Here is a 20,225-nt window from a genome sequence, read left to right as displayed (position 1 = left end):
AGTAGAAGCTTTTTGCTTCTGCTCTTTTTGATTGACAAGAATAAGGTGAGTTTGTGAAAAAAGAAACGACTACTAAAAATGTATTGGCAGTATTGGCTGCGGCTTTTATGTCATTTGTTGGAATTTTAACAGAAACTAGTTTAAATGTTACTTTTCCAACAATGATGAAGCAGTTTAAGGTAAGTTTGGATACAGTTCAATGGACAACTACAGGATACTTATTAATGATTGCAATTGTGATGATTACTTCGTCATATTTAAATGAGCGTTTTACTGCCAAGGAGCAATTTTCTGTAGCTTGTATTGGTTTTATTGTTGGAAGTTTGATTAGTGCAATGGCACCCAATTTTGTAATATTGTTATTGGGTCGATTAGTTTCTGCATTAGGAGCTGGTTTAAGTACTCCATTAATGTTTAATATGATTACAGAAATAATGCCAAGGGCTAAATGGGGCGTTTATATGGGAATTGCTGGATTAGTAATTGCAATGGCGCCCACACTTGGACCAGCTTTTGGAGGAGCAATAACTTATTACATGAATTGGCGCTGGATCTTTATAATTGTGGTCATATTTGCTGCAATAGTTTTTATTATGGGATTTTTTGTAATTGAAAAATACCATGAACAACAAAAAGACAGTGGTTTTGATTGGTTAAACTTTATTATTTTATCAGCTGCCTTTATCAGTTTGACAATTGGAGTTAATCAAATTAGCCATGGATTTGCTAATTGGAAATTATGGGGGCTTTTAATATTAGCTGGATTATTATTTTATATTTTTGCTAAATTATCTAAAAAATCAAACAAGAAGTTACTAGATTTAACTGTATTTAAAGAGAAAGCTTTTATTTATGGAGCACTTGCATATTTTCTACTTCAATTTATCAATATTGGGACAAGTTTTGTTTTACCAAATTATGTTCAAATTGTTGGTCATCAAACTTCACTTGTAGGTGGTTTAATTCTGCTTCCAGGAAGTATTATTGCAGGCTTGCTTAATCCATATTTTGGAAAATTATACGATAACTTGGGGGCCAAGTTACCTCTTTATTTAGGTGGTACATTGATGACCATCAGTAGCATTTTATTTGCTATTTATGGATTAGATTTAAAAGTTATAATGATTATAATCATATATGGAGTATTGATGTTAGGACATAGAATGGCTTTTAGTAATACTTTAGCCGAATCATTAAAACTTCAAAAAGGTCATTTACGTGCAGATGCAACTGCTGTTTGTCAAACTAGTCAGCAATTAGCAGGATCTGTGGGGACGACTATTTTGGCATCTATCATTGCTATTTCTCAAAATCAAGGAGGGGCTTCATACGCAGTTTTAACAGCTAGAGGAAGTCAAATGGCATTTTGTTTTACTAGTGTATTAGGTATGATAATCTTAGGATGTTATTTAAGATTGTTTATATTAGAAAAAGCCAAGACAAAAGCAGTAAAATAGACTATAATTATAGTGAATGATTGAAAATAAGTGAGATTAAAAAAGGCGACTGAACACCAGTCGTCTTTTTCGTTATTTTGAGTTTTCCTTTAAAAAACTTTGAATAATTTTTTCTCTCATAGCTAAAAAAATTAAGTTATGACCTGTAGGATGGACACGATTAGTCAGAAGTACTAGTCCAGACTGTTTGACTCTATCTAATATAAGTAGTGTACCAGTAAAACCAGTATGTAAAATTATCGGATAATTATATTCAGGATCAAATCGTAAGTCCCATCCCCATGAACGTGGTTTAACATTTTTAGGATTTTTATTGTCAAATAATTGTTCGACTACATCTTGACTATATGGTAAGATGTTTCGATTTAAGCCCAAATAACCCTTACTAATATTAATTAAATCATCCATCGTAGAAAATAATCCAGCAGATCCACAATCACTTCCAAGCTGTCTTGCTTTAGGATCGTGAGGGGTGCCTTGAAGAACCTTTCCGTCTACTAAGGCAGTTGGTACACAGAATTGAGGATTAGGATTAAAAGAAGTATGAGAAAGATGCATAGGATTAAATACTTCTTCCATTGCAACTTCTTGAACTGATTTATTAAAAATGTTTTTAATTACTAGGCCTAGTAAAATAAAGTTGGTATCAGCATATCTCATTTTAGTTTCAAATTCATCAGTTACAGGTAAGTTTATTAATGCCTGTAAGAGTTCATCGTGATTTAATTTGTCACGATTTTCAATCCATCCGCGAATTCCACTAGTATGAGTGAGTAAGTGAAAGAGGCGAACTTTTGAGTTTTTGAATTCTGGAATAAATTTAGAAACAGGTTCATTGAAATTGAGTTTCCCTTTGTCATATAGCTTTAATAAAATATTTTCAGTAGCTAATACTTTAGTTAAACTAGCTAAATCATATTCAGCAAACGGACTGAGTTGTGTTACTTCTGGATAGATACTGGCAAAGCCAATAGTTGAAGTGAACACTTGACTCTTTTTAATAAAAGCATAGTTAACTCCTGGAACAATTCGCTTAGAAACCATCGATTCAATTAAATGTTGTGTTGTAGAATAATCAATCATAATAAATAAAGAATAATGCTTTTTTCTTAATAAAACAACTTGACTTTTTTATAATAAAAGTCAATAATATTTATTGTTGATTCGCCCGTTGGTCAAATGGTTAAGACGCCACCCTCTCAAGGTGGAGTTATGAGTTCAATTCTCGTACGGGTGATTTAGTGAGATATAGCCAAATTGGTAAGGCACAGGATTCTGGTTCCTGGATGTTTGGGTTCGAGCCCCAATATCTCAATTTTTTAGTAAGTCTTTAGCATTAAATGCTTTTAAAGTGTTGATGCTAAAGGCTTTTTTGTTTCTCTGGTTGAATGTGGCTTTTTAAAAATTGGGGCAAAAAGGAGCAAATATAGGAGATAAGAAAAACTCTTTAGCAAAGCTAGAGAGTTAAACGTATAAATCAAAGACTGCAATTTTGGGTACAACACCAAAGCGGGCATTAAGCTGAGTAGTACCAATTCCTGAATTAACGTACATTTTTTTAATATTAGAGTTTGGCAGAGAGTAAATTCCATTGACATACTTAGTTGAATGGTGGGTTCTACGAAGAATTTCATAATTTATGCCAGGAAGATTAATCTGACCACCATGACTATGCCCAGCAAGAGCAATATCATAATCAAAGCCGGTATAATTTAAAACTTGTTCAGGTTCATGACTAAGTAAAATTTTATATTTTAAGTGTGAAGTATTATCGTTTGCAGGTATATAGCTACTACCTAAAATTCCATCATCAAGTCCAGTAAATAAAATTTTAGAGCCATTTTTAGTAGATAAATAATAATTTTGATTTTGTAATAAAGTAAAACCGCTTGAATTCATGATATTTTGATATTGGGGAACGAAACTGCGGTCATGATTTCCAAGTACAGCTAATTTAACGTAATTAGCTTTGATCTTTTTAAGTTCTTCAATTACATGACTATCATCATTATATTGACCATAATGATCGTATAAATCTCCATTGCAGATAACGACGTCGGGATTTTGATCATTGATTTTTTTAATTACTTTATCTAAGTCTTGATAGGTAAAGTTAGGTTTAATATGTACATCTGAAAATTGAACAATTTTTAATGGACGATTTCCGTTATTTTGATTAAGTGAGATATGATCAACTGTTAAGCGGTGAGGTTCGATTTTTACTGCATAAAAAACGCAACCAAAAATAATTAAAATACAAGCTAAAAATATCGAAAAAAATTTATGCTTTTTCATTGATATAAGTAAAATCCTTTCTCCATTAATAGTACTAGTATAGAGGTTTATTTTGAAGTTTTAGAAATATTAATAAAGTTTAAGCAATTTTTATCGTTTAAAAAATAAAAATGGTTCAAGTGTTTGTACTTGAACCATTTTTTTTACATACCAGCTTTAATAATTTTCTTGTCTGCCATTGCCTTTCTAAGAGCAAGCATAGCAGTATAAGTTGATAAGATATAAACTTTCTTTGTAGGCAGTTTCCCAATCTCTTCAATTAAGCTGTCGTTATCAGGATTTGTAACCATCATTCCAGGATCAAATCCGGCAATTTCAAGTCTGAATCCCATATCATGCCAGCGTTGTCCACCAACTAGAATTTTCTTGATTTTGTTTTTATCTAATCCTTCAAAGTCTGCATCCCAAATCCATGAAGTATCAATTCCGTCAGCATGGTTTGCATTTAACAGGGTAACTAAAGAATAGTCATCCTGTTCTGTATTAAGCATATGAAGCACTTCATCTAGTCCGACAGGATTTTTAACTAAAATTAAATCAATATCTTTATTAGCATATTTGATTAATTCTTGACGACCAAAAATACGCTTATTTTCAGCAAAACTTTCAGCAACTTCTTCATCACTTAATCCAAATTCGCGAGCAACGGAATAAGCTGCTAAAGCATTATAGATATTGTAAGTACCACCAATACCAATTGAATAGTCTTTTTGTCCCATTTTGAATTTTAGACTATTTGGAGTTTGGTCAATAATTTTATTGACAGTGTAGGTAAGTTCTGGTCTATGATAACCACAGTTAGGACAGAAGAAATCACCTAAGTTAGCATAAATTCGTTCATGATAATGAAGAACGTTATCACATACAGGACATAAAACTCCATCAGTATTAACTGGCGCTTTAAAATCATTTTCTTCTTTGTCATTTGGTAATTTAAAGCCATAAAATACTTTTGGATTTGGTAGTTTTACAGATGAAAAAATACTGGCGTCACCATTAGCAATAACTTTAGCTTTAGGTTCTAATTTAATACCATTGACGATTTTTTCATAAGTAGTATAAATTTCACCATATCTGTCCATTTGATCTCTAAAAATATTTGTTAATACAAATGCACTTGGATGAAGCAATTTAGTAACCATCTTAACGTTAGCTTCATCGACTTCTAAGACTGCGATTTTACGACTAACTTTTTTATTTTTGTGTGCTAAAAAGGCAGTAACGATTCCTTGCTGCATATTAGAGCCTGAAGGGTTAGTTAAGATATCACCATATTTTTTCTTTAAAGCCTCAACAATTAAGGCTGTAGTCATGGTTTTACCATTGGTTCCAGTAACAATAATTGTTTCGTAATCTTTAGCTAATGTATTTAACACCTTTGGGTCGATTTTCATTGCAAGTTTTCCTGGAAAACTGGTCCCGCCCTTTAAAACATTGTGCAAGAACCAATATGAGGATTTTCCGGCAACTTTTGCAATACCTGATTTAAAACTCATTTTTGATAATCCCTCACTTTAAAACTAGTTTTAATATTACCATATTAAATACAATAAAACGATATTTTTAATGCTGACCACTGCACAAAAATAAAAATTCTTATATACTAAGAAGCGGATATTTTTACAAAGGGAGAAAATCAAATGGCGCAATTATTTTTTCGATATGGTTCAATGAGCAGCGGTAAAACAATTGAAATTTTAAAAGTAGCTCATAACTATGAAGCGCAAGGACGAAAAATTGCACTTTTAACAAGTGGCCTTGACAATCGTAGCGGCGTAGGAACAGTTGCTTCTAGAATTGGTCTTCATAGACAAGCAACTCCAGTAAGTGATGAAATGAATATCTTTGAATATGTAAAAAACAATAGTGAAAAAGATATGGCAGCTGGAAATGGTAAGATTGCTTGTGTTTTAATTGATGAGGCGCAATTTTTAAAAAAGCATCATGTCTTAGAATGCGCTAAAATTGTAGATGAGTTAAAAATTCCTGTAATGGCTTTTGGACTTAAGAATGATTTCCAAAATCATCTTTTTGAAGGCAGTGAAAACTTATTAATTTATGCTGATAAGATTGAAGAGATGAAAACAATTTGTCATTATTGCGGTCATAAGGCTACAATGAATTTGAGAATTAATAATGGTGTACCTGTTTACGAAGGTGAGCAAGTACAAATTGGCGGCGATGAAAGTTATTATCCAGTTTGCCGTTTTCATTATTTTCACCCAGGTCAAAATAGATAAGTTTAATTAATACAGAAGGGGTAATTAGATGGATAAAGTTATGGCGCAACTTGAAGGATTAGTTGCACACTATGAAGAATTACAAGAAATGATGGCTGACCCAGAAGTCATCAATGATACTAAGCGCTACATGGAAATTTCAAAAGAAGAAGCAGATTTGCGTGAAGTTGTCCAAAAATATAATAAATATAAGAGTGACAAAAAAGAAATCGAAGACAATAAAGAAATTATCTCTAGTGAAAGTGATTCTGACTTAGTTGAAATGGCTAAAGAAGAAAACTCTGAATTGGAAGATGAAGTTGTTAAATTAGAAGATGAGATTAAAATTCTAATGCTTCCAAAAGATCCTAACGATGATAAAGACATCATTATGGAAATTAGAGGAGCAGCAGGTGGGGATGAAGCTTCCTTGTTTGCTGGTGATCTTTTGAGGATGTATGAAAAATATGCTGAAACTCAAAATTGGAAAGTTTCTCTTATTGATTCAGAAGCTACTGAAGTTGGCGGATATAAGCGTGTTGCTTTAATGATTACCGGAGACAAAGTATATTCAAAATTAAAATATGAAAATGGAGCTCACCGTGTTCAACGTGTTCCAGTTACCGAGTCCCAAGGTCGTGTTCATACTTCAACTGCTACAGTAGCTGTTATGCCTGAATATGAACAAGTTGATATTGACATCGATCCAAAAGATATCCGTGTTGATGTTTATCGTTCAAGTGGTGCTGGTGGTCAGCACATTAACAAAACTTCCAGTGCTGTTCGAATGACTCACTTACCTACTGGAATTGTAGTTGCAATGCAAGACCAACGTAGTCAACAACAAAACCGTGAAAAAGCAATGCAAATTTTGAAGAGTCGTGTTTATGATTACTATGAAAGTCAAAACCGTGATCAATACGATGAAAAGCGTAAGAACGCAGTAGGTACTGGAGACCGTTCAGAACGTATTAGAACTTACAATTACCCACAAAACCGTGTGACAGATCATAGAATTGGTTTAACTATTAATAAGCTTGATCGTGTAATGAATGGTGAGCTTGGTGAAATTATTGATGCTCTTATTCTTTACAACCAAACTAAGCAATTAGAGGAGCTTGCTGATCAAAATGCCTAAAACTTTAAAAGATATTAGAACTTTAGCTGGAGAAATTGCTTCTGATGCAAGAGTAGAAGATATTGATTATCTTTTGTCAGAAAGATTAGATTTAACGCCAAGTCAATTTGAATTGAAGCAAGATATGATTTTGGATGATGAGCAAATTAAACAAGCTAAAAAAGATATTAAAAAGCTTGCTAAAGGAGTTTCTCCACAATATATTTTGGGTTACGCTTGGTTTTTAGGTTATAAAATTATGGTTCAGCGCGGGGTTTTAATTCCTCGCTTTGAGACTGAAGAATTAGTTGAATGGGCGCTTAAAACCTTAAATGATAATGATACTATCCTTGATTTAGGAACTGGCAGTGGCTGTATTACAGTTGCTTTGGCAAAAGAAGCAGAAAAAAATAATATTAAAAATCTTAATTTCTATGCTTCTGACATTACTGATAGTGCATTAAGAATTGCAGAAGAAAATTTTTTAACTTATGATGTTGATGCAACAGTGCGCAAGGCTAATGTATTAGTTGGATTAGGAAAATTTGATAAAATTATTTCTAATCCTCCATATATTAAAAAAAGTGAAACCTCTGAAATGGACAAAAATGTTCTACAAAATGAACCTAAAGAGGCTCTTTTTGGTGGAGAAGATGGACTTGAATTTTATAAACGGTTTGCTAAGCAAGTACGTGAACATTTAAATAGCCACGGTGAATTTTTCTTAGAGTATGGTTTTAGTGAAAAAGAAGAGTTAGCGGACCTTTTTGCGCATGAATTGCCAGATTTTGAGATTGAGTTTAGAAATGATATGGCCGGTAAGCCACGAATGGTACACGGAAGGTGGCAAAAATAATGGATACTAAAATTTTTACAGAAGATCAATTAGATGATGCAGTAAAATTGCTTAGTAAGGGAGAATTAGTAGCTTTTCCAACAGAAACAGTATATGGTTTAGGTGCAATTGCCACAAATGAAAAATCTGTTAAAGGAGTTTATGCTGCTAAAGGCCGTCCTAGCGACAATCCGTTAATCGTTACAGTATCTGATGAAAAAATGATTGAAAAGTATGCAAAAGAAGTCCCAGAACGTGCTAAAAAACTTATTAAGCATTTTTGGCCGGGCCCATTGACAATTTTGCTTTATGTAAAACCTAATGCGTTGCCAGATGCTGTTACTGGAGGATTAGATACAGTTGCTTTTCGTTGCCCAGATCATAAATTAACGCATGATTTAATCAAAAAGTTAGGCTATCCAATTGTCGGTCCTTCTGCTAACACTTCAACAAAGCCTAGTCCTACTACTGCTGAGCATGTATATCATGACTTAAAAGGAAAAATCGCTGGTATTATTGATGGTGGCGAAACTCGTGTAGGACTTGAATCAACAATTATTGACTTATCAGTTGATACGCCAATTGTTTTGCGTCCTGGTGAAATTACTCCTGAGGAATTGAGCGAAGTTTTAGGAGAAGAAGTATTAATTAATACCGGAAAAGTTTCTGATAAAGAAATTCCTAAAGCACCAGGTATGAAATACCGTCATTATGCTCCAAGTGCTCCAGTAGTTGTAGTAGATAATAGTGATGATTTTTCAAAAATTGATTTTGAAAAAGATATGGGCGTAATGGCACTAGATTCAATTTTAGAAAAAATAGATTTACCAGATGAAAATAAATTTAGTCTAGGTAAAAATTTGGTTGATGCAGATCACAATTTGTTTGGTGGATTGCGTTATTTTGATGATAAAAATAATATTGACCGCATTTTTGTTCAAGGGTTTAATCAAGGTCAAGAAAGCCTTGCGTATATGAATAGATTGAATAAAGCTGCGGGTGGACATCATTTTAATTAAAAAAATTAAGACAAGGGGTTTAAACCCTTGTCTTTTTTGATAAAATAAGTTGTGACATTACTTTAGTTTATACAGGAGGCAAACACAAATGGGAAAGTTTGTAGTTTTGGATCACCCATTGATTCAACACAAATTAACAATTATTCGTCGCAAAGAAACGGGTTCTAACGAATTTCGTAGAATTGTTGGTGAAATTGGTGGTTTGATGACTTATGAAATCACTCGAGATTTACCACTTCAAGATGTTGAAATTGAAACACCAGTTGGTAAGACTACTCAAAAAGAAATTGCCGGCAAAAAATTGACTATTGTGCCAATTTTACGTGCGGGTATGGGAATGGTTAATGGTGTTTTAGAAATGATTCCGTCTGCAAAAGTTGGTGTTATTGGAATGTATCGTGATGAAGAAACATTAATTCCTCATGAATATTTCTGTAAGATGCCACAAGATGTTGCAGAACGTGAATGTTTAATTGTTGACCCAATGCTTGCCACTGGTGGTAGTGCAAACATGGCAATTGATGCTCTTAAAAAGCGTGGCGTAACTGACATTAAGCTTGCTGTTTTAGTAGCTGCTCCGGAAGGAATTAAAGCAGTTCAAGAAGCACATCCAGATGTTGATATTTACGCAGCTTCAGAAGACGAAAAATTGCTCGACAATGGTTACATTTTCCCAGGTTTGGGAGATGCTGGTGACAGACTATTTGGAACTAAATAGTTACCCATTCGTAAAAAAATAATATTTTAAATGCGCTTACAATTTTCACAAAGACAAATTTTGGTGTTAAGATAATAAGCGTGTTCGAGTTTATTCAGCACGAGAAGGGAGGTCACGAAGTAATGGAGAAGTCATTTGTTATCAATTTTTTAGGCTTGAACTTTGACATGACAGGTGTTGTAGGTTCAACCTTGATGGCATTAGCAGTTTTATTTGTTTGTATTTGGCTTTCACGCAAAGTAGAACTCAAACCTAATAAAAAGCAAAATGTAATAGAATACTTGCTAGATTTCACTAATGGAATCGTTCGCGATAACGTTGAAGATGTCGATGCACAAAAGCATTTATCACTTTATGCCTTTGTTCTATTTCTCTTTATTTGGTTTATGAACCAATTAGGTATGTTTTTGGAAGTCCAAGTTGATGAATTTATGGTTGTTAAGTCACCAACTGCTGATCCGGTAGTAACAATGTCATTTGCAATGATGACTCTGCTTCTATCTTTCTCATTTGGAGTACAAAAGTTTGGAGTAGGTGGGTATTTAAAGAATTATACTGCACCAGTTGGATTCTTGCTTCCAATCAATGTGATTGAAGAGTTTACCAATTTCTTAACATTGGCACTTCGTTTATATGGGAATATTTATGCTGGTGAAGTTTTGCTAACTTTGATTGGTGGTAGATTAGCTCAAAGCTTTGGTATACCAACTATGATTTTAGCAGCTCCATTGGCTATGATTTGGCAAGGGTTCTCTGTCTTCATTGGCTCTATCCAGGCATATGTATTTGTAACTTTGTCAATGGTATACATTGGTAAAAAGGTTACCAAAGAATAATTTTTTGGAGGTTTATTTATGTCAGAAGCTTATAAATATCTCGCTGCATCAATCGCAGCTGGTTTGGCAGCCTTAGCTGCATCCTTCGGTAACGGTAAGGTTATTTCAAAGACCATCGAAAGTATGGCTCGTCAACCTGAAAGTGCCGGCAACTTGAGAGCAACTATGTTCATTGGTGTTGGTTTGATTGAAGCCGTTCCAATTTTAGCTATCGTTGTTGCCTTCTTGATTCTTTTCCTTTAATTTTAAGAATAAAGATAAATTAGGATAAAAAGAGGGAAGGGCAGTAAATGACATTTCAAACATTATTTGCAGCCTCACATCATATTTACCTAGGTAATGCTATCTGGTATCTTGTTGTTTTTGCCATCTTAATGCTCTTGGTTAAGCATTATGCTTGGGGACCTGTCTCTGAGATGATGGAAAAGCGGCGGCAAAAAGTTATTGATGACTTGGATTCTGCTGAAGCTAACCGTAAAAAGGCTGAAACTTTAGCCAATGAGCGAGAAGCTGCACTTAAGAATTCAAGACAAGAGGCAACTCAAATTCTCTCTGACGCAAAAGAAAATGCACAAAAAACTAGCAAAGAAATTGTAGCTAACGCTAATGACGATGCTGCATCTATTCGTAAAAAAGCTGAAGCTGAAGCTAAAAAGGCAAAAGCAGAAGCTTTAGATGATGCTCGTGGTCAAGTTGCAGACATTTCTGTAGCAATTGCTGAAAAAGTTATTGCTAAGAATTTATCTGCTGAAGATCAAAAAGATTTAGTCGACCAATTTATTAAGGGGCTGAATGATTAATGGCTTTAAGTAGAGAAGAAATTGCTGCACGCTATGGCGTAGCATTGTTTGGCTATGTGCAAGATATGAAGGTATTAGACTCTGCACACGAGGAACTTCAAGCTCTTAAAGAAGCAGTTGAAGAAAATCCTGCGATTATTGGAGTTTTAAGTAATCCTGTACTCAATAAAGATGATAAAAAGAAAATTTTAACAGAAATTGAAAAAGATTTTTCAAGTGAAGTTCAATCATTTCTTAATTTATTACTTGATTATAATCGGTTTAACGATTTGATTGGTATTATTGATTACTTTAATAACCTTTATGATAATGAAAAGTCGATTGCATCTGGTAAAGCAACTACTGCAGTTAAGCTAGATGCTAACCAACTTAAGCGTTTAGGTGATAGCTTTGCTAAAAAATATAACCTAAAGGCTGTGCGTCTTGAGAATCAAGTTGATCCAAGTATTTTAGGCGGCGTGATCCTTCAAGTTAAGGATCTCGTGATCGATGGTTCAGTTAAAACCAAGCTGGACAAGATCCGTGCGCAATTAGTTGATGAAAATTAAAAGAGGTGAAACCATTGAGCATTAAAGCGGAAGAAATTAGCTCTTTGATCAAGCAACAACTTGAACATTATGACGATAAGCTCAACATTGATGAAGTTGGTGTTGTAACTTACGTAGGTGATGGTATCGCCCGTGCTCACGGATTAGACAATGCGCTTTCTAACGAATTGTTAGAGTTCGATAATGGCTCTTACGGTATCGCCCAAAACCTAGAATCTAATGATGTAGGTATCATTATTTTGGGTACTTTTGACGATATTCGAGAAGGCGACCGTGTTAAAAGAACTGGTCGAATCATGGAAGTACCAGTCGGTGACGCACTAATCGGTAGAGTTGTTAACCCGTTAGGTCAACCTGTTGATGGTTTAGGTGAAATTAAAACCGATAAGACTCGTCCAATTGAAACAAAGGCTCCGGGTGTTATGGATCGTCAATCTGTTGATCAACCACTTCAAACTGGTATCAAAGCAATTGATGCTTTAGTTCCAATTGGTAAAGGTCAGCGTGAATTGATTATCGGTGACCGTAAAACTGGTAAAACTAGTTTAGCAATTGATACCATTTTGAACCAAAAGGGTAAAGACGTAATTTGTATTTACGTTTCTATTGGTCAAAAAGAATCAACCGTTAGAACTCAAGTTGAAACTTTAAAGCGCTTCGGTGCAATGGATTACACTATTGTAGTTGAAGCCGGCCCAAGTGAACCAGCACCAATGCTTTATATTGCACCATATGCTGGTACTGCAATGGGTGAAGAATTTATGTACAATGGCAGGGATGTGTTAATTGTATTTGACGACCTATCTAAGCAGGCCGTTGCTTATCGTGAACTTTCCTTGCTTCTCCGTCGTCCGCCTGGTCGTGAAGCTTATCCAGGTGACGTATTCTACTTGCACTCACGTTTACTTGAACGTAGTGCTAAGCTTAGCGACAAGTTGGGCGGTGGATCAATGACTGCATTGCCATTTATCCAAACTGAAGCTGGAGATATTTCTGCATATATTCCAACCAACGTTATTTCAATTACTGACGGACAGATTTTCTTACAAAGTGATTTGTTCTTTGCAGGAACTCGTCCAGCTATTGATGCGGGTAACTCTGTTTCTCGTGTTGGTGGTAGTGCACAAATTAAGGCCATGAAGAAAGTAGCAGGTACTTTACGTACTGACCTTGCTGCATACCGTGAACTTGAAAGTTTTGCACAATTTGGTAGTGATTTGGATCAAGCTACTCAAGCTAAATTGAACCGTGGTCGTAGAACTGTTGAAGTTTTGAAGCAACCACTTCATGATCCAATTCCAGTTGAAAAGCAAGTGTTGATTCTTTATGCATTAACTCACGGCTATCTTGATTCAATTCCAGTCGAAGATATTGCTCGTTATGAACAAGAAATCTACGACAATTTTGATAGTAGTCATGCAGACTTGCTTAAGCATATTCGTGAAACTGGTGAATTACCAGACGAAAAGAAGTTGCAAGCTGCTATTGAAGAATTTAATGATAGTTTTTCACCAAGTAAGAATTAGGAGGTAATTATATGCCTGCATCTCTACTTGAGTTGAAGAAAAAGATTGCTTCTGTTAATCAAACTGGTAAAATTACCGAGGCCATGAGAATGGTTTCTGCATCTAAATTGAACCAAACTGAAAAACATGATAAAGGCTATTCAGTTTACAATGATCATATTCGTCAAACATTATCGCGTATCGTAAGTTCTCAAGTAGTTGATCACTTACGTGAAGAAAATGCGACTGTTGATGAAAAAAATATTGCTAAACTTGATTATGCTAATGTTTTTGGATTAGGCATTACATCTGACTTAATTCAAAATCGTAAGAATATCAAATCAACGGGTTATTTAGTAATTACTGGTAATCGTGGATTAGTAGGTTCTTATAATAGTTCAGTAATTAAAAATATGATGGGACTATTTGAAGATGCAAAAGCTGAAAATAAAGATGTTAAAATTTTAGCTGTAGGTTCAGTTGGAGCACAATTCTTTAAGAAGAATAATTTAAATGTTGTTTATGAAAATGACAACATTACTGATGTTCCAACTTTTGCAGAAGTTTTACCAATTGTTTCAACTGCTATTAAGATGTATATGAACGGTGTATATGATGAATTATATGTTTGTTATACTCATCACGTTAACTCACTTTCATCTGCATTTAGAGTTGAAAAGATGCTTCCAATCGTTGATTTAGATATTGGCGTAAAAGAAGCTGAAGCACATCAAGAACTAGAATATGATATTAAACCAGATATCAATACTGTATTGACGTCACTTTTACCACAATATGCACGCTCTACTATTTATGGTGCTATTTTGGATGCTAAGACTGCTGAACATGCTAGTTCAATGACAGCTATGCAAAGTGCTACTGATAATGCAAAAGATTTGGTATCAAATTTAACTACTAAATTAAACCGTGCAAGACAGGCACAAATCACTACTGAAATTACTGAAATTATCGGTGGTGCAAATGCCTTAGAATAGATAGAAAAAGGAGGTAGATGTTTTGAGTGTAGGTGAAATCGTTCAAGTAGTCGGCCCAGTTGTCGATGTAAAATTTCCATTAAACAAGGAACTACCTGACATTAATAATGCATTAAACGTTATTAAGTCAAAAGATGAATCAATTACACTTGAAGTTACACTTGAACTTGGTGATGGTGTACTTAGAACCATCTCAATGGAATCTACCGATGGTCTTCGACGCGGAATGAAAGTCGAAGATACTGGTGGTCCAATTTCTGTCCCAGTTGGTGAAGATACTTTAGGACGTGTATTTAACGTTTTAGGTCAACCAATTGATAATGGACCAGAATTTCCAAAGGATCATCCACGTGAAGGTATCCATAAACAAGCACCAAAATATGATGAATTGACTACTAGTCGTGAAATTCTCGAAACAGGTATTAAGGTTATTGATTTACTTGAACCTTATGTACGTGGTGGTAAGGTTGGTTTGTTTGGTGGTGCCGGTGTTGGTAAGACTACCATAATCCAAGAGTTGATTCACAACATTGCCCAAGAACACGGTGGTATTTCTGTATTTACCGGTGTTGGGGAAAGAACTCGTGAAGGTAACGACCTTTACTTTGAAATGAAAGCTTCAGGCGTTTTAAGTAAAACTGCCATGGTATTTGGTCAGATGAACGAGCCGCCTGGTGCCAGAATGCGTGTAGCTTTAACTGGTTTGACTCTTGCTGAATACTTTAGAGATGTTGAAGGTCAAGATGTGTTACTCTTCATCGACAATATTTTCCGTTTCACTCAGGCCGGTTCAGAAGTTTCAGCTTTGCTTGGTCGTATGCCTAGTGCCGTTGGTTATCAACCAACTTTAGCAACAGAAATGGGTCAATTGCAAGAAAGAATTACTTCAACTAAGAAGGGTTCAATTACTTCAATTCAAGCCGTTTATGTTCCAGCCGATGACTATACTGACCCAGCTCCAGCTACTACTTTTGCTCACCTTGATGCGACTACTAACTTGGAACGTAGTTTAGTTGAGCAAGGTATTTATCCAGCCGTTGACCCACTTGAATCTAGTTCAAGTGCGCTTGACCCTGAAGTAGTTGGAAAAGATCACTATGAAACTGCTACTCGTGTACAACATGTTTTGCAACGTTATCATGAATTGCAAGATATTATTTCTGTTTTAGGTATGGATGAATTATCTGATGAAGAAAAACTTATCGTAGCTCGTGCTCGTAAAGTACAATTCTTCTTATCACAGAACTTCTTTGTTGCTGAACAATTTACTGGTGTTCCAGGTTCATATGTTCCAATTAAGGACACTATTGCAGGCTTTAAGCTTATTTTAGATGGTCATCTTGATGATCTTCCAGAAGATGCCTTTCGTGGTGTAGGACCAATTACTGATGTTTTGAAGAAAGCACAAGAGATGGGTGTTACACCAAATGATCCAGAAGCTAAAGCATTGCTAGAAAAGTAGGGTGATGTCATATGGCAGATCCAGAAAAACTTTTTACAGTAAATGTTGTAACTCCTGACGGCTTAATTTATTCTCATCGTACAAGTATTATTGATATGCGTGCGATTGATGGTCAACGATCAATTATGTATGGTCACGTGCCTATTTTAACACCGCTTGCAATTGGTGATGTTAAGGTTAAGCGTAGCCGTGAGATGAGCAATAGAGTTGATCACATTGCTGTCAATGGTGGTTATATGGAATTTTCTAATAATACCGCTACAATTATTGCTGACAGTGCAGAACGTGCTAGAAACATTGATGTTTCTCGTGCTCAAGCAGCCAAAGAACGTGCTGAAAAGCACCTTAAAGAAGCTCGTGAAAAGCATGATGAACGTTCACTTGAAAGAGCTCAGGTTGCGCTTAGAAGGGCTACTAACAGAATTAATGTTTATAATTCTAAATAATATAAGCCTATATTTAGACGGACGCACTATAGTGCGTCCGTTTTTTTAAGGAGAAATATATGGTTCAGTTAGGTATTCATGCAGTAATTAGTATTATGGTTTATTTAATTACTATAGGCCTATCATTTCAAGCTATGAAAGCTTTAAGAATTGAAAAATTTGTTCGCAAGGGACATACTTTTGAAGCGCAGATTTTAATATTATTTATAGCAATCGGATTAGGATTTTTAGTAGGACAATTTATTATTACTTTAATCGATACTTCCTTACAATTGAGTAATTTCTTTTAAAACTTGTTAAAGTATATAATACTAAAGGAATATTTTTGTCATTTATGGTAAAATGGACGATGAAATATACATGGAGGGTTATTGTGGCACGAAATATAGGAATAGATTTAGGGACAGCAAATGTGCTTATCAATGTCTCTGGAAAAGGTATTGTATTAAATGAACCTTCTGTCGTAGCCGTCAATACAACTACTAATAAAGTGGTTGCGGTTGGATCAGAAGCTTATGAAATGGTAGGAAGAACTCCTGGCAATATTAGGGTTATTCGTCCATTAAAAAATGGTGTTATTGCTGATTTTGATATTACGGAAGCAATGCTTTCATATTTTATTCAAAAATTAAATGTCAAAGGGTTTATGTCAAAGCCAAATATTTTAATTTGTGCGCCAACTGGCATTACATCAATTGAACAAAAAGCAATTATTCAGGCAGCTGAAAAATCTGGTGGTGGCAAGGTTTATCTTGACTTTGAACCTAAAGTTGCAGCTGTAGGTGCTGGGCTAGATATTTTTAAACCTCAAGGAAATATGGTTATTGATATTGGTGGTGGTACAACTGATGTTGCAATTTTGTCAATGGGTGAAATTGTAACTAGCAAATCCTTGCGTTATGCAGGTGATAGGATGAATCAAGCAGTTATTTCTTATATTAAAAATAAGCATAACTTATTAATTGGTTCACGAACTGCTGAACAAATTAAAATTGAAATCGGAAGTGCTTTTGAGCCGGATGAAGATGCCTCAATTACTGTTAGAGGTCGAGATGTCGTTGATGGCTTGCCAAAGCAAACTACAGTTACTGCACCAGAAATTCAACACGCTTTAGAAAGTGGTTTGAAGAGTATTGTTGCAGCAGCCAAAGAAGTTCTTGAAACAACTCCACCAGAATTATCAGCTGATATTATTGATCGTGGTATCATGTTAACAGGTGGTGGTGCAATGCTCAAGAATATAGATAAGCTCATTTCATATAATTTACAAGTTCCAGTTTTAGCAGCTGATCATCCTTTAGAGGCAGTTGCCCTTGGGACTGGGACTTTGCTTAAAAATATAGAAAAACACGAGCGTCATTAGGGGAGAATTTACTTGCGTAAGATTTTGATTTTTTTAGTTAAAGTTTATCAAACTTTTATTTCACCAGTATTGCCAGATAGTTGCCGATATTATCCCACTTGTTCAACATATATGATTGACGCTTTAAAAAAGCATGGTCCAATTTTGGGATTAATTATGGGGCTATTTCGCATTTTACGGTGCAATCCGTTTGTACGTGGTGGAGTAGATCCAGTTCCTGATAAATTTACTATTTTTCGAAATCCACATCCTGAGCGTTATGAAGATCCCATAATTGCGGAGAAATTTCACTCGGAAAGCAAGTAGGAGGAATTATGTCAAAAAAATTAGTTAATATCGATGTTGAAGTAAATGAACTTAAGGGTAAGAGCATTCCAACCTGGGAAGTTGTTATTCCTAATAAGAAGTCAATTGGTTTAATTGAAAAAGTAGAAGGTCGCTATCGCGCAACAACTACTAAGACTAGCAATGTATTATTTGCTAAAAGCTTAGAAAGCTCTATTAATGACTTACTTTCATACTTTACTTTACACGAAAAGTAAATAATAAAGCAGTGATTATTTAATGGTAGAAGTACAAAATAAAACAAGTCTAATTGATAGAATAGCTTGGAATATCGTTTTTCCAGTTATTGCTCTTGCACTTATTGGTTTGTATGCAATTTATGTAGCAGCAACTAATGATACTAGTCATATTGGTACTCCAACTAGGGCTGTTATCATGCAGGGATTATGGTATTTAATCTCAATTGCAATTGTTATTTTTGTAATGCAGTTCGATGCAGAACAGCTTTTTCGGATAGCACCATATATTTATGGAATAGGAATCGTTTTATTAATAGCGGTTTTGTTCTTTTATAACCGAAGCGTAGCAGCAGATACTGGTGCTAAAAGTTGGTTTAAATTAGGACCATTAACTTTTCAGCCATCTGAAATTATGAAGCCAGCTTTTATTTTAATGTTGGCTAGAGTAGTTAAAGATCATAACGAAAAGTATGGTCATACTATTAAATCTGACTGGTTACTTATTGGTAAAGTTATAGCATGGCTGGCACCGGTAGCAGTTTTATTAAAATTACAAAATGACTTCGGTACTATGTTGGTATTCTTTGCCATAGTTGGTGGAGTTATTTTAGTATCTGGAATAAGTTGGAAGATTATTATTCCTTTGTATGGAACAGTTATCGTGCTAGGTGCTTTAGTTATTACGATGGTTGTTACTGCTGGTGGTAGAGCATTTTTAAGTCACTTTTTCCAAGCTTATCAATTTGCACGAATTGATTCGTGGTTGAGTCCGGCGACTGATACTGGTTCCAGTGCTTATCAATTATGGCAGAGCATGCAGGCAATTGGATCGGGACAAATTTTTGGTAATGGTTTTGGCAAAATTAGTGTTTATGTTCCAGTTCGTGGTTCTGATATGGTGTATTCCGTAATTGGTGAAACTTTTGGTTTTGTCGGAAGTGTAGCTGTAATTTTGATTTATTTATATTTGATTATTCAAATGGTAAAAATAGCATTTGATACACGAAATGCGTTTTACTCATATATTTCAACTGGAGTAATTATGATGATTTTATTCCATGTATTTGAAAATATTGGTATGAGTATCGATCTTTTACCACTTACTGGTATTCCATTACCTTTTATTTCTCAAGGTGGATCTGCCTTGATTGGAAATATGATTGGTATTGGTATGATTCTTTCAATGAAGTTTCATAATAAAGATTATATGTTTAGTACAGCTGGCGATTTTTAACAATAAAAAACCTTCAAGTCTTATAAAGTATAAGACCTGAAGGTTTTTTGTATGGTTGTTATTCGCTAAGAGCGTCTTGAATTTCTTTGCTACGACAAACTAGTACATCACATCTAGCAGTACGAGTTACGTATTCTGTAACACTACCAATTAGTAAACGTTCGACTGCATTAAGTCCAGTTGCACCTACAATGATTAAATCAATGTCATGCTTCTTAGGGAAGTCCATAGCAATGATAGTTTTAGGTGAACCAAATTCAATATGATAGTTTACATTTTTGATTCCTGCTTTGATTGCACGACTCTTGTAGTCTTCCATTCTTTTCTTAGCATCGTCAGATACTTGTTCTACCATTGCTGAATCAAAGCTTGAAACGTTTTGGAAAGAACGAGTATCAATAACGTGTAAAATTTCAAGTGTAGCTTTATTACGCTTAGCAATTGCGGCTGCTTTGCTAAAAGCTAAATCAGATTCTTTAGATCCATCTACTGAAACTTGAATGTGTTGATATTGTGTAAGCATTTTCTGCACCTCTTTCTAGTGTTTATTTTACCAAATTTATGGCAAAAATATTAATCCTTTTGATTAATTGATAAACTAAAAATCAAAATAGTTAGAGAACCAAGTAATAAAGTGACTAGGTTCATGTATTTATTTGCTAAAAATAAGATAAATACTCCTAAAATAGCTTCAAGCATCAAAGCTATAGAAGTCCATTTTAGAATAGCACCTAAGCGAGGATTGCCACCTACATCATAAATGATAAAGTGACCATTTCTTCGATGCCACATATACCAAGAAGTAAGAGCAAGAACCACAATAAAGATTCCCATTACAATCTTAATAGCCAT

At 34.7% G+C, this 20,225-nt stretch carries 24 protein-coding genes and 2 tRNA genes; 21 read left to right on the top strand and 5 right to left on the bottom strand.

Translation table 11 applies throughout. The features are described 5' to 3' along the window. Positions 1–107: 107 nt before the first annotated feature. A complete protein-coding gene (locus tag ACTHPI_RS05045) occupies positions 108–1,457 on the top strand; it encodes an MFS transporter (protein ID WP_445353224.1) in 1,350 nt (449 codons plus the stop codon). A gap of 72 nt (positions 1,458–1,529) precedes the next feature. Here ACTHPI_RS05045 and ACTHPI_RS05040 read toward each other — a convergent pair whose 3' ends face one another. Further along, on the bottom strand, positions 1,530–2,540 hold the full coding sequence (locus ACTHPI_RS05040) for a serine hydrolase domain-containing protein (RefSeq protein WP_445353087.1): 1,011 nt from the start codon (positions 2,538–2,540) through the stop codon (positions 1,530–1,532). An 82-nt stretch (positions 2,541–2,622) separates the two neighbouring features. Between ACTHPI_RS05040 and ACTHPI_RS05035 the strand changes: the two genes are divergently transcribed. Together ACTHPI_RS05035 and ACTHPI_RS05030 are read left to right on the top strand one after the other, a co-directional pair. Beyond that, a tRNA-Glu gene (locus ACTHPI_RS05035) sits at positions 2,623–2,694 on the top strand. A gap of 5 nt (positions 2,695–2,699) precedes the next feature. Further along, positions 2,700–2,772: transfer RNA gene (locus ACTHPI_RS05030), tRNA-Gln, on the top strand. A gap of 149 nt (positions 2,773–2,921) precedes the next feature. Here ACTHPI_RS05030 and ACTHPI_RS05025 read toward each other — a convergent pair. Both ACTHPI_RS05025 and ACTHPI_RS05020 read right to left on the bottom strand, forming a co-directional pair. Then, positions 2,922–3,752 carry a metallophosphoesterase gene (locus ACTHPI_RS05025; RefSeq protein WP_445353086.1) on the bottom strand — a complete coding sequence of 277 codons (831 nt, stop codon included), beginning with the start codon at positions 3,750–3,752 and terminating at the stop codon, positions 2,922–2,924. Positions 3,753–3,895: 143 nt separating this feature from the next. Then, on the bottom strand, positions 3,896–5,248 hold the full coding sequence (locus ACTHPI_RS05020) for a MurT ligase domain-containing protein (RefSeq protein WP_445353085.1): 1,353 nt from the start codon (positions 5,246–5,248) through the stop codon (positions 3,896–3,898). A 144-nt stretch (positions 5,249–5,392) separates the two neighbouring features. Between ACTHPI_RS05020 and ACTHPI_RS05015 the strand changes: the two genes are divergently transcribed. From ACTHPI_RS05015 to ACTHPI_RS04930, 18 genes are all read left to right on the top strand, one after another. Further along, entirely contained in the window at positions 5,393–5,992 is a 600-nt protein-coding gene (locus ACTHPI_RS05015; protein WP_445353084.1) for a thymidine kinase, read from the top strand. Positions 5,993–6,020: 28 nt separating this feature from the next. Further along, positions 6,021–7,109 carry a peptide chain release factor 1 gene (prfA, locus tag ACTHPI_RS05010; protein WP_445353083.1) on the top strand — a complete coding sequence of 363 codons (1,089 nt, stop codon included), beginning with the start codon at positions 6,021–6,023 and terminating at the stop codon, positions 7,107–7,109. Further along, on the top strand, positions 7,102–7,944 hold the full coding sequence (gene prmC / locus ACTHPI_RS05005) for a peptide chain release factor N(5)-glutamine methyltransferase (protein ID WP_445353082.1): 843 nt from the start codon (positions 7,102–7,104) through the stop codon (positions 7,942–7,944). The genes prfA and prmC overlap by 8 nt, the downstream gene beginning before the upstream one ends. Continuing rightward, on the top strand, positions 7,944–8,942 hold the full coding sequence (locus tag ACTHPI_RS05000) for an L-threonylcarbamoyladenylate synthase (protein WP_445353081.1): 999 nt from the start codon (positions 7,944–7,946) through the stop codon (positions 8,940–8,942). The genes prmC and ACTHPI_RS05000 overlap by 1 nt, the downstream gene beginning before the upstream one ends. Before the next feature lie 88 nt (positions 8,943–9,030). Further along, positions 9,031–9,660 (top strand): uracil phosphoribosyltransferase, encoded by a 630-nt coding sequence (gene upp / locus ACTHPI_RS04995; RefSeq protein WP_445353080.1) that lies wholly within the window; start codon positions 9,031–9,033, stop codon positions 9,658–9,660. Positions 9,661–9,782: 122 nt separating this feature from the next. Further along, entirely contained in the window at positions 9,783–10,496 is a 714-nt protein-coding gene (gene atpB, locus ACTHPI_RS04990; RefSeq protein WP_445353079.1) for a F0F1 ATP synthase subunit A, read from the top strand. Positions 10,497–10,514: 18 nt separating this feature from the next. Next, positions 10,515–10,739 (top strand): F0F1 ATP synthase subunit C, encoded by a 225-nt coding sequence (gene atpE / locus ACTHPI_RS04985; protein ID WP_144355067.1) that lies wholly within the window; start codon positions 10,515–10,517, stop codon positions 10,737–10,739. 47 nt (positions 10,740–10,786) lie between these two features. Continuing rightward, complete coding sequence (gene atpF, locus ACTHPI_RS04980; protein WP_445353078.1) at positions 10,787–11,296, top strand: F0F1 ATP synthase subunit B; 510 nt, start codon at positions 10,787–10,789, stop codon at positions 11,294–11,296. Further along, positions 11,296–11,844 (top strand): ATP synthase F1 subunit delta, encoded by a 549-nt coding sequence (gene atpH, locus ACTHPI_RS04975; RefSeq protein ID WP_445353077.1) that lies wholly within the window; start codon positions 11,296–11,298, stop codon positions 11,842–11,844. The genes atpF and atpH overlap by 1 nt, the downstream gene beginning before the upstream one ends. Positions 11,845–11,858: 14 nt before the next feature. After that, positions 11,859–13,370 carry a F0F1 ATP synthase subunit alpha gene (gene atpA / locus ACTHPI_RS04970; RefSeq protein ID WP_445353076.1) on the top strand — a complete coding sequence of 504 codons (1,512 nt, stop codon included), beginning with the start codon at positions 11,859–11,861 and terminating at the stop codon, positions 13,368–13,370. Positions 13,371–13,381: 11 nt separating this feature from the next. Continuing rightward, complete coding sequence (locus ACTHPI_RS04965; RefSeq protein ID WP_445353075.1) at positions 13,382–14,344, top strand: F0F1 ATP synthase subunit gamma; 963 nt, start codon at positions 13,382–13,384, stop codon at positions 14,342–14,344. A gap of 22 nt (positions 14,345–14,366) precedes the next feature. Next, positions 14,367–15,806, top strand: coding sequence for a F0F1 ATP synthase subunit beta (gene atpD / locus ACTHPI_RS04960; RefSeq protein WP_445353074.1), 1,440 nt, complete (start codon positions 14,367–14,369; stop codon positions 15,804–15,806). A gap of 11 nt (positions 15,807–15,817) precedes the next feature. Next, positions 15,818–16,252, top strand: coding sequence for a F0F1 ATP synthase subunit epsilon (locus ACTHPI_RS04955; RefSeq protein WP_445353073.1), 435 nt, complete (start codon positions 15,818–15,820; stop codon positions 16,250–16,252). A gap of 59 nt (positions 16,253–16,311) precedes the next feature. Then, entirely contained in the window at positions 16,312–16,542 is a 231-nt protein-coding gene (locus ACTHPI_RS04950; RefSeq protein WP_445353072.1) for a DUF1146 family protein, read from the top strand. Positions 16,543–16,625: 83 nt separating this feature from the next. After that, complete coding sequence (locus ACTHPI_RS04945; RefSeq protein WP_445353071.1) at positions 16,626–17,615, top strand: rod shape-determining protein; 990 nt, start codon at positions 16,626–16,628, stop codon at positions 17,613–17,615. Positions 17,616–17,627: 12 nt separating this feature from the next. Then, entirely contained in the window at positions 17,628–17,921 is a 294-nt protein-coding gene (yidD, locus tag ACTHPI_RS04940; RefSeq protein ID WP_445353070.1) for a membrane protein insertion efficiency factor YidD, read from the top strand. An 8-nt stretch (positions 17,922–17,929) separates the two neighbouring features. After that, positions 17,930–18,157: a DUF2969 domain-containing protein gene (locus ACTHPI_RS04935; RefSeq protein ID WP_445353069.1), complete on the top strand. Its 228-nt coding sequence runs from the start codon at positions 17,930–17,932 to the stop codon at positions 18,155–18,157. A gap of 22 nt (positions 18,158–18,179) precedes the next feature. Beyond that, on the top strand, positions 18,180–19,373 hold the full coding sequence (locus ACTHPI_RS04930) for an FtsW/RodA/SpoVE family cell cycle protein (RefSeq protein WP_445353068.1): 1,194 nt from the start codon (positions 18,180–18,182) through the stop codon (positions 19,371–19,373). Positions 19,374–19,431: 58 nt separating this feature from the next. On the opposite strand, the gene ACTHPI_RS04925 is transcribed toward ACTHPI_RS04930, so the two are convergent. Both ACTHPI_RS04925 and ACTHPI_RS04920 read right to left on the bottom strand, forming a co-directional pair. Continuing rightward, positions 19,432–19,896, bottom strand: coding sequence for a universal stress protein (locus tag ACTHPI_RS04925; RefSeq protein WP_445353067.1), 465 nt, complete (start codon positions 19,894–19,896; stop codon positions 19,432–19,434). Between the two features lie 50 nt (positions 19,897–19,946). Continuing rightward, the gene (locus tag ACTHPI_RS04920; RefSeq protein WP_445353066.1) at positions 19,947–20,225 is read right to left on the bottom strand and encodes a hypothetical protein; all 279 of its coding nucleotides are present in this window, start codon (positions 20,223–20,225) and stop codon (positions 19,947–19,949) included.

This window comes from Lactobacillus sp. PSON (genome assembly GCF_052615405.1).
The sequence above is the reverse complement of the archived record's forward strand: the minus strand, read 5'-3'. Positions and strand labels throughout refer to the sequence as shown.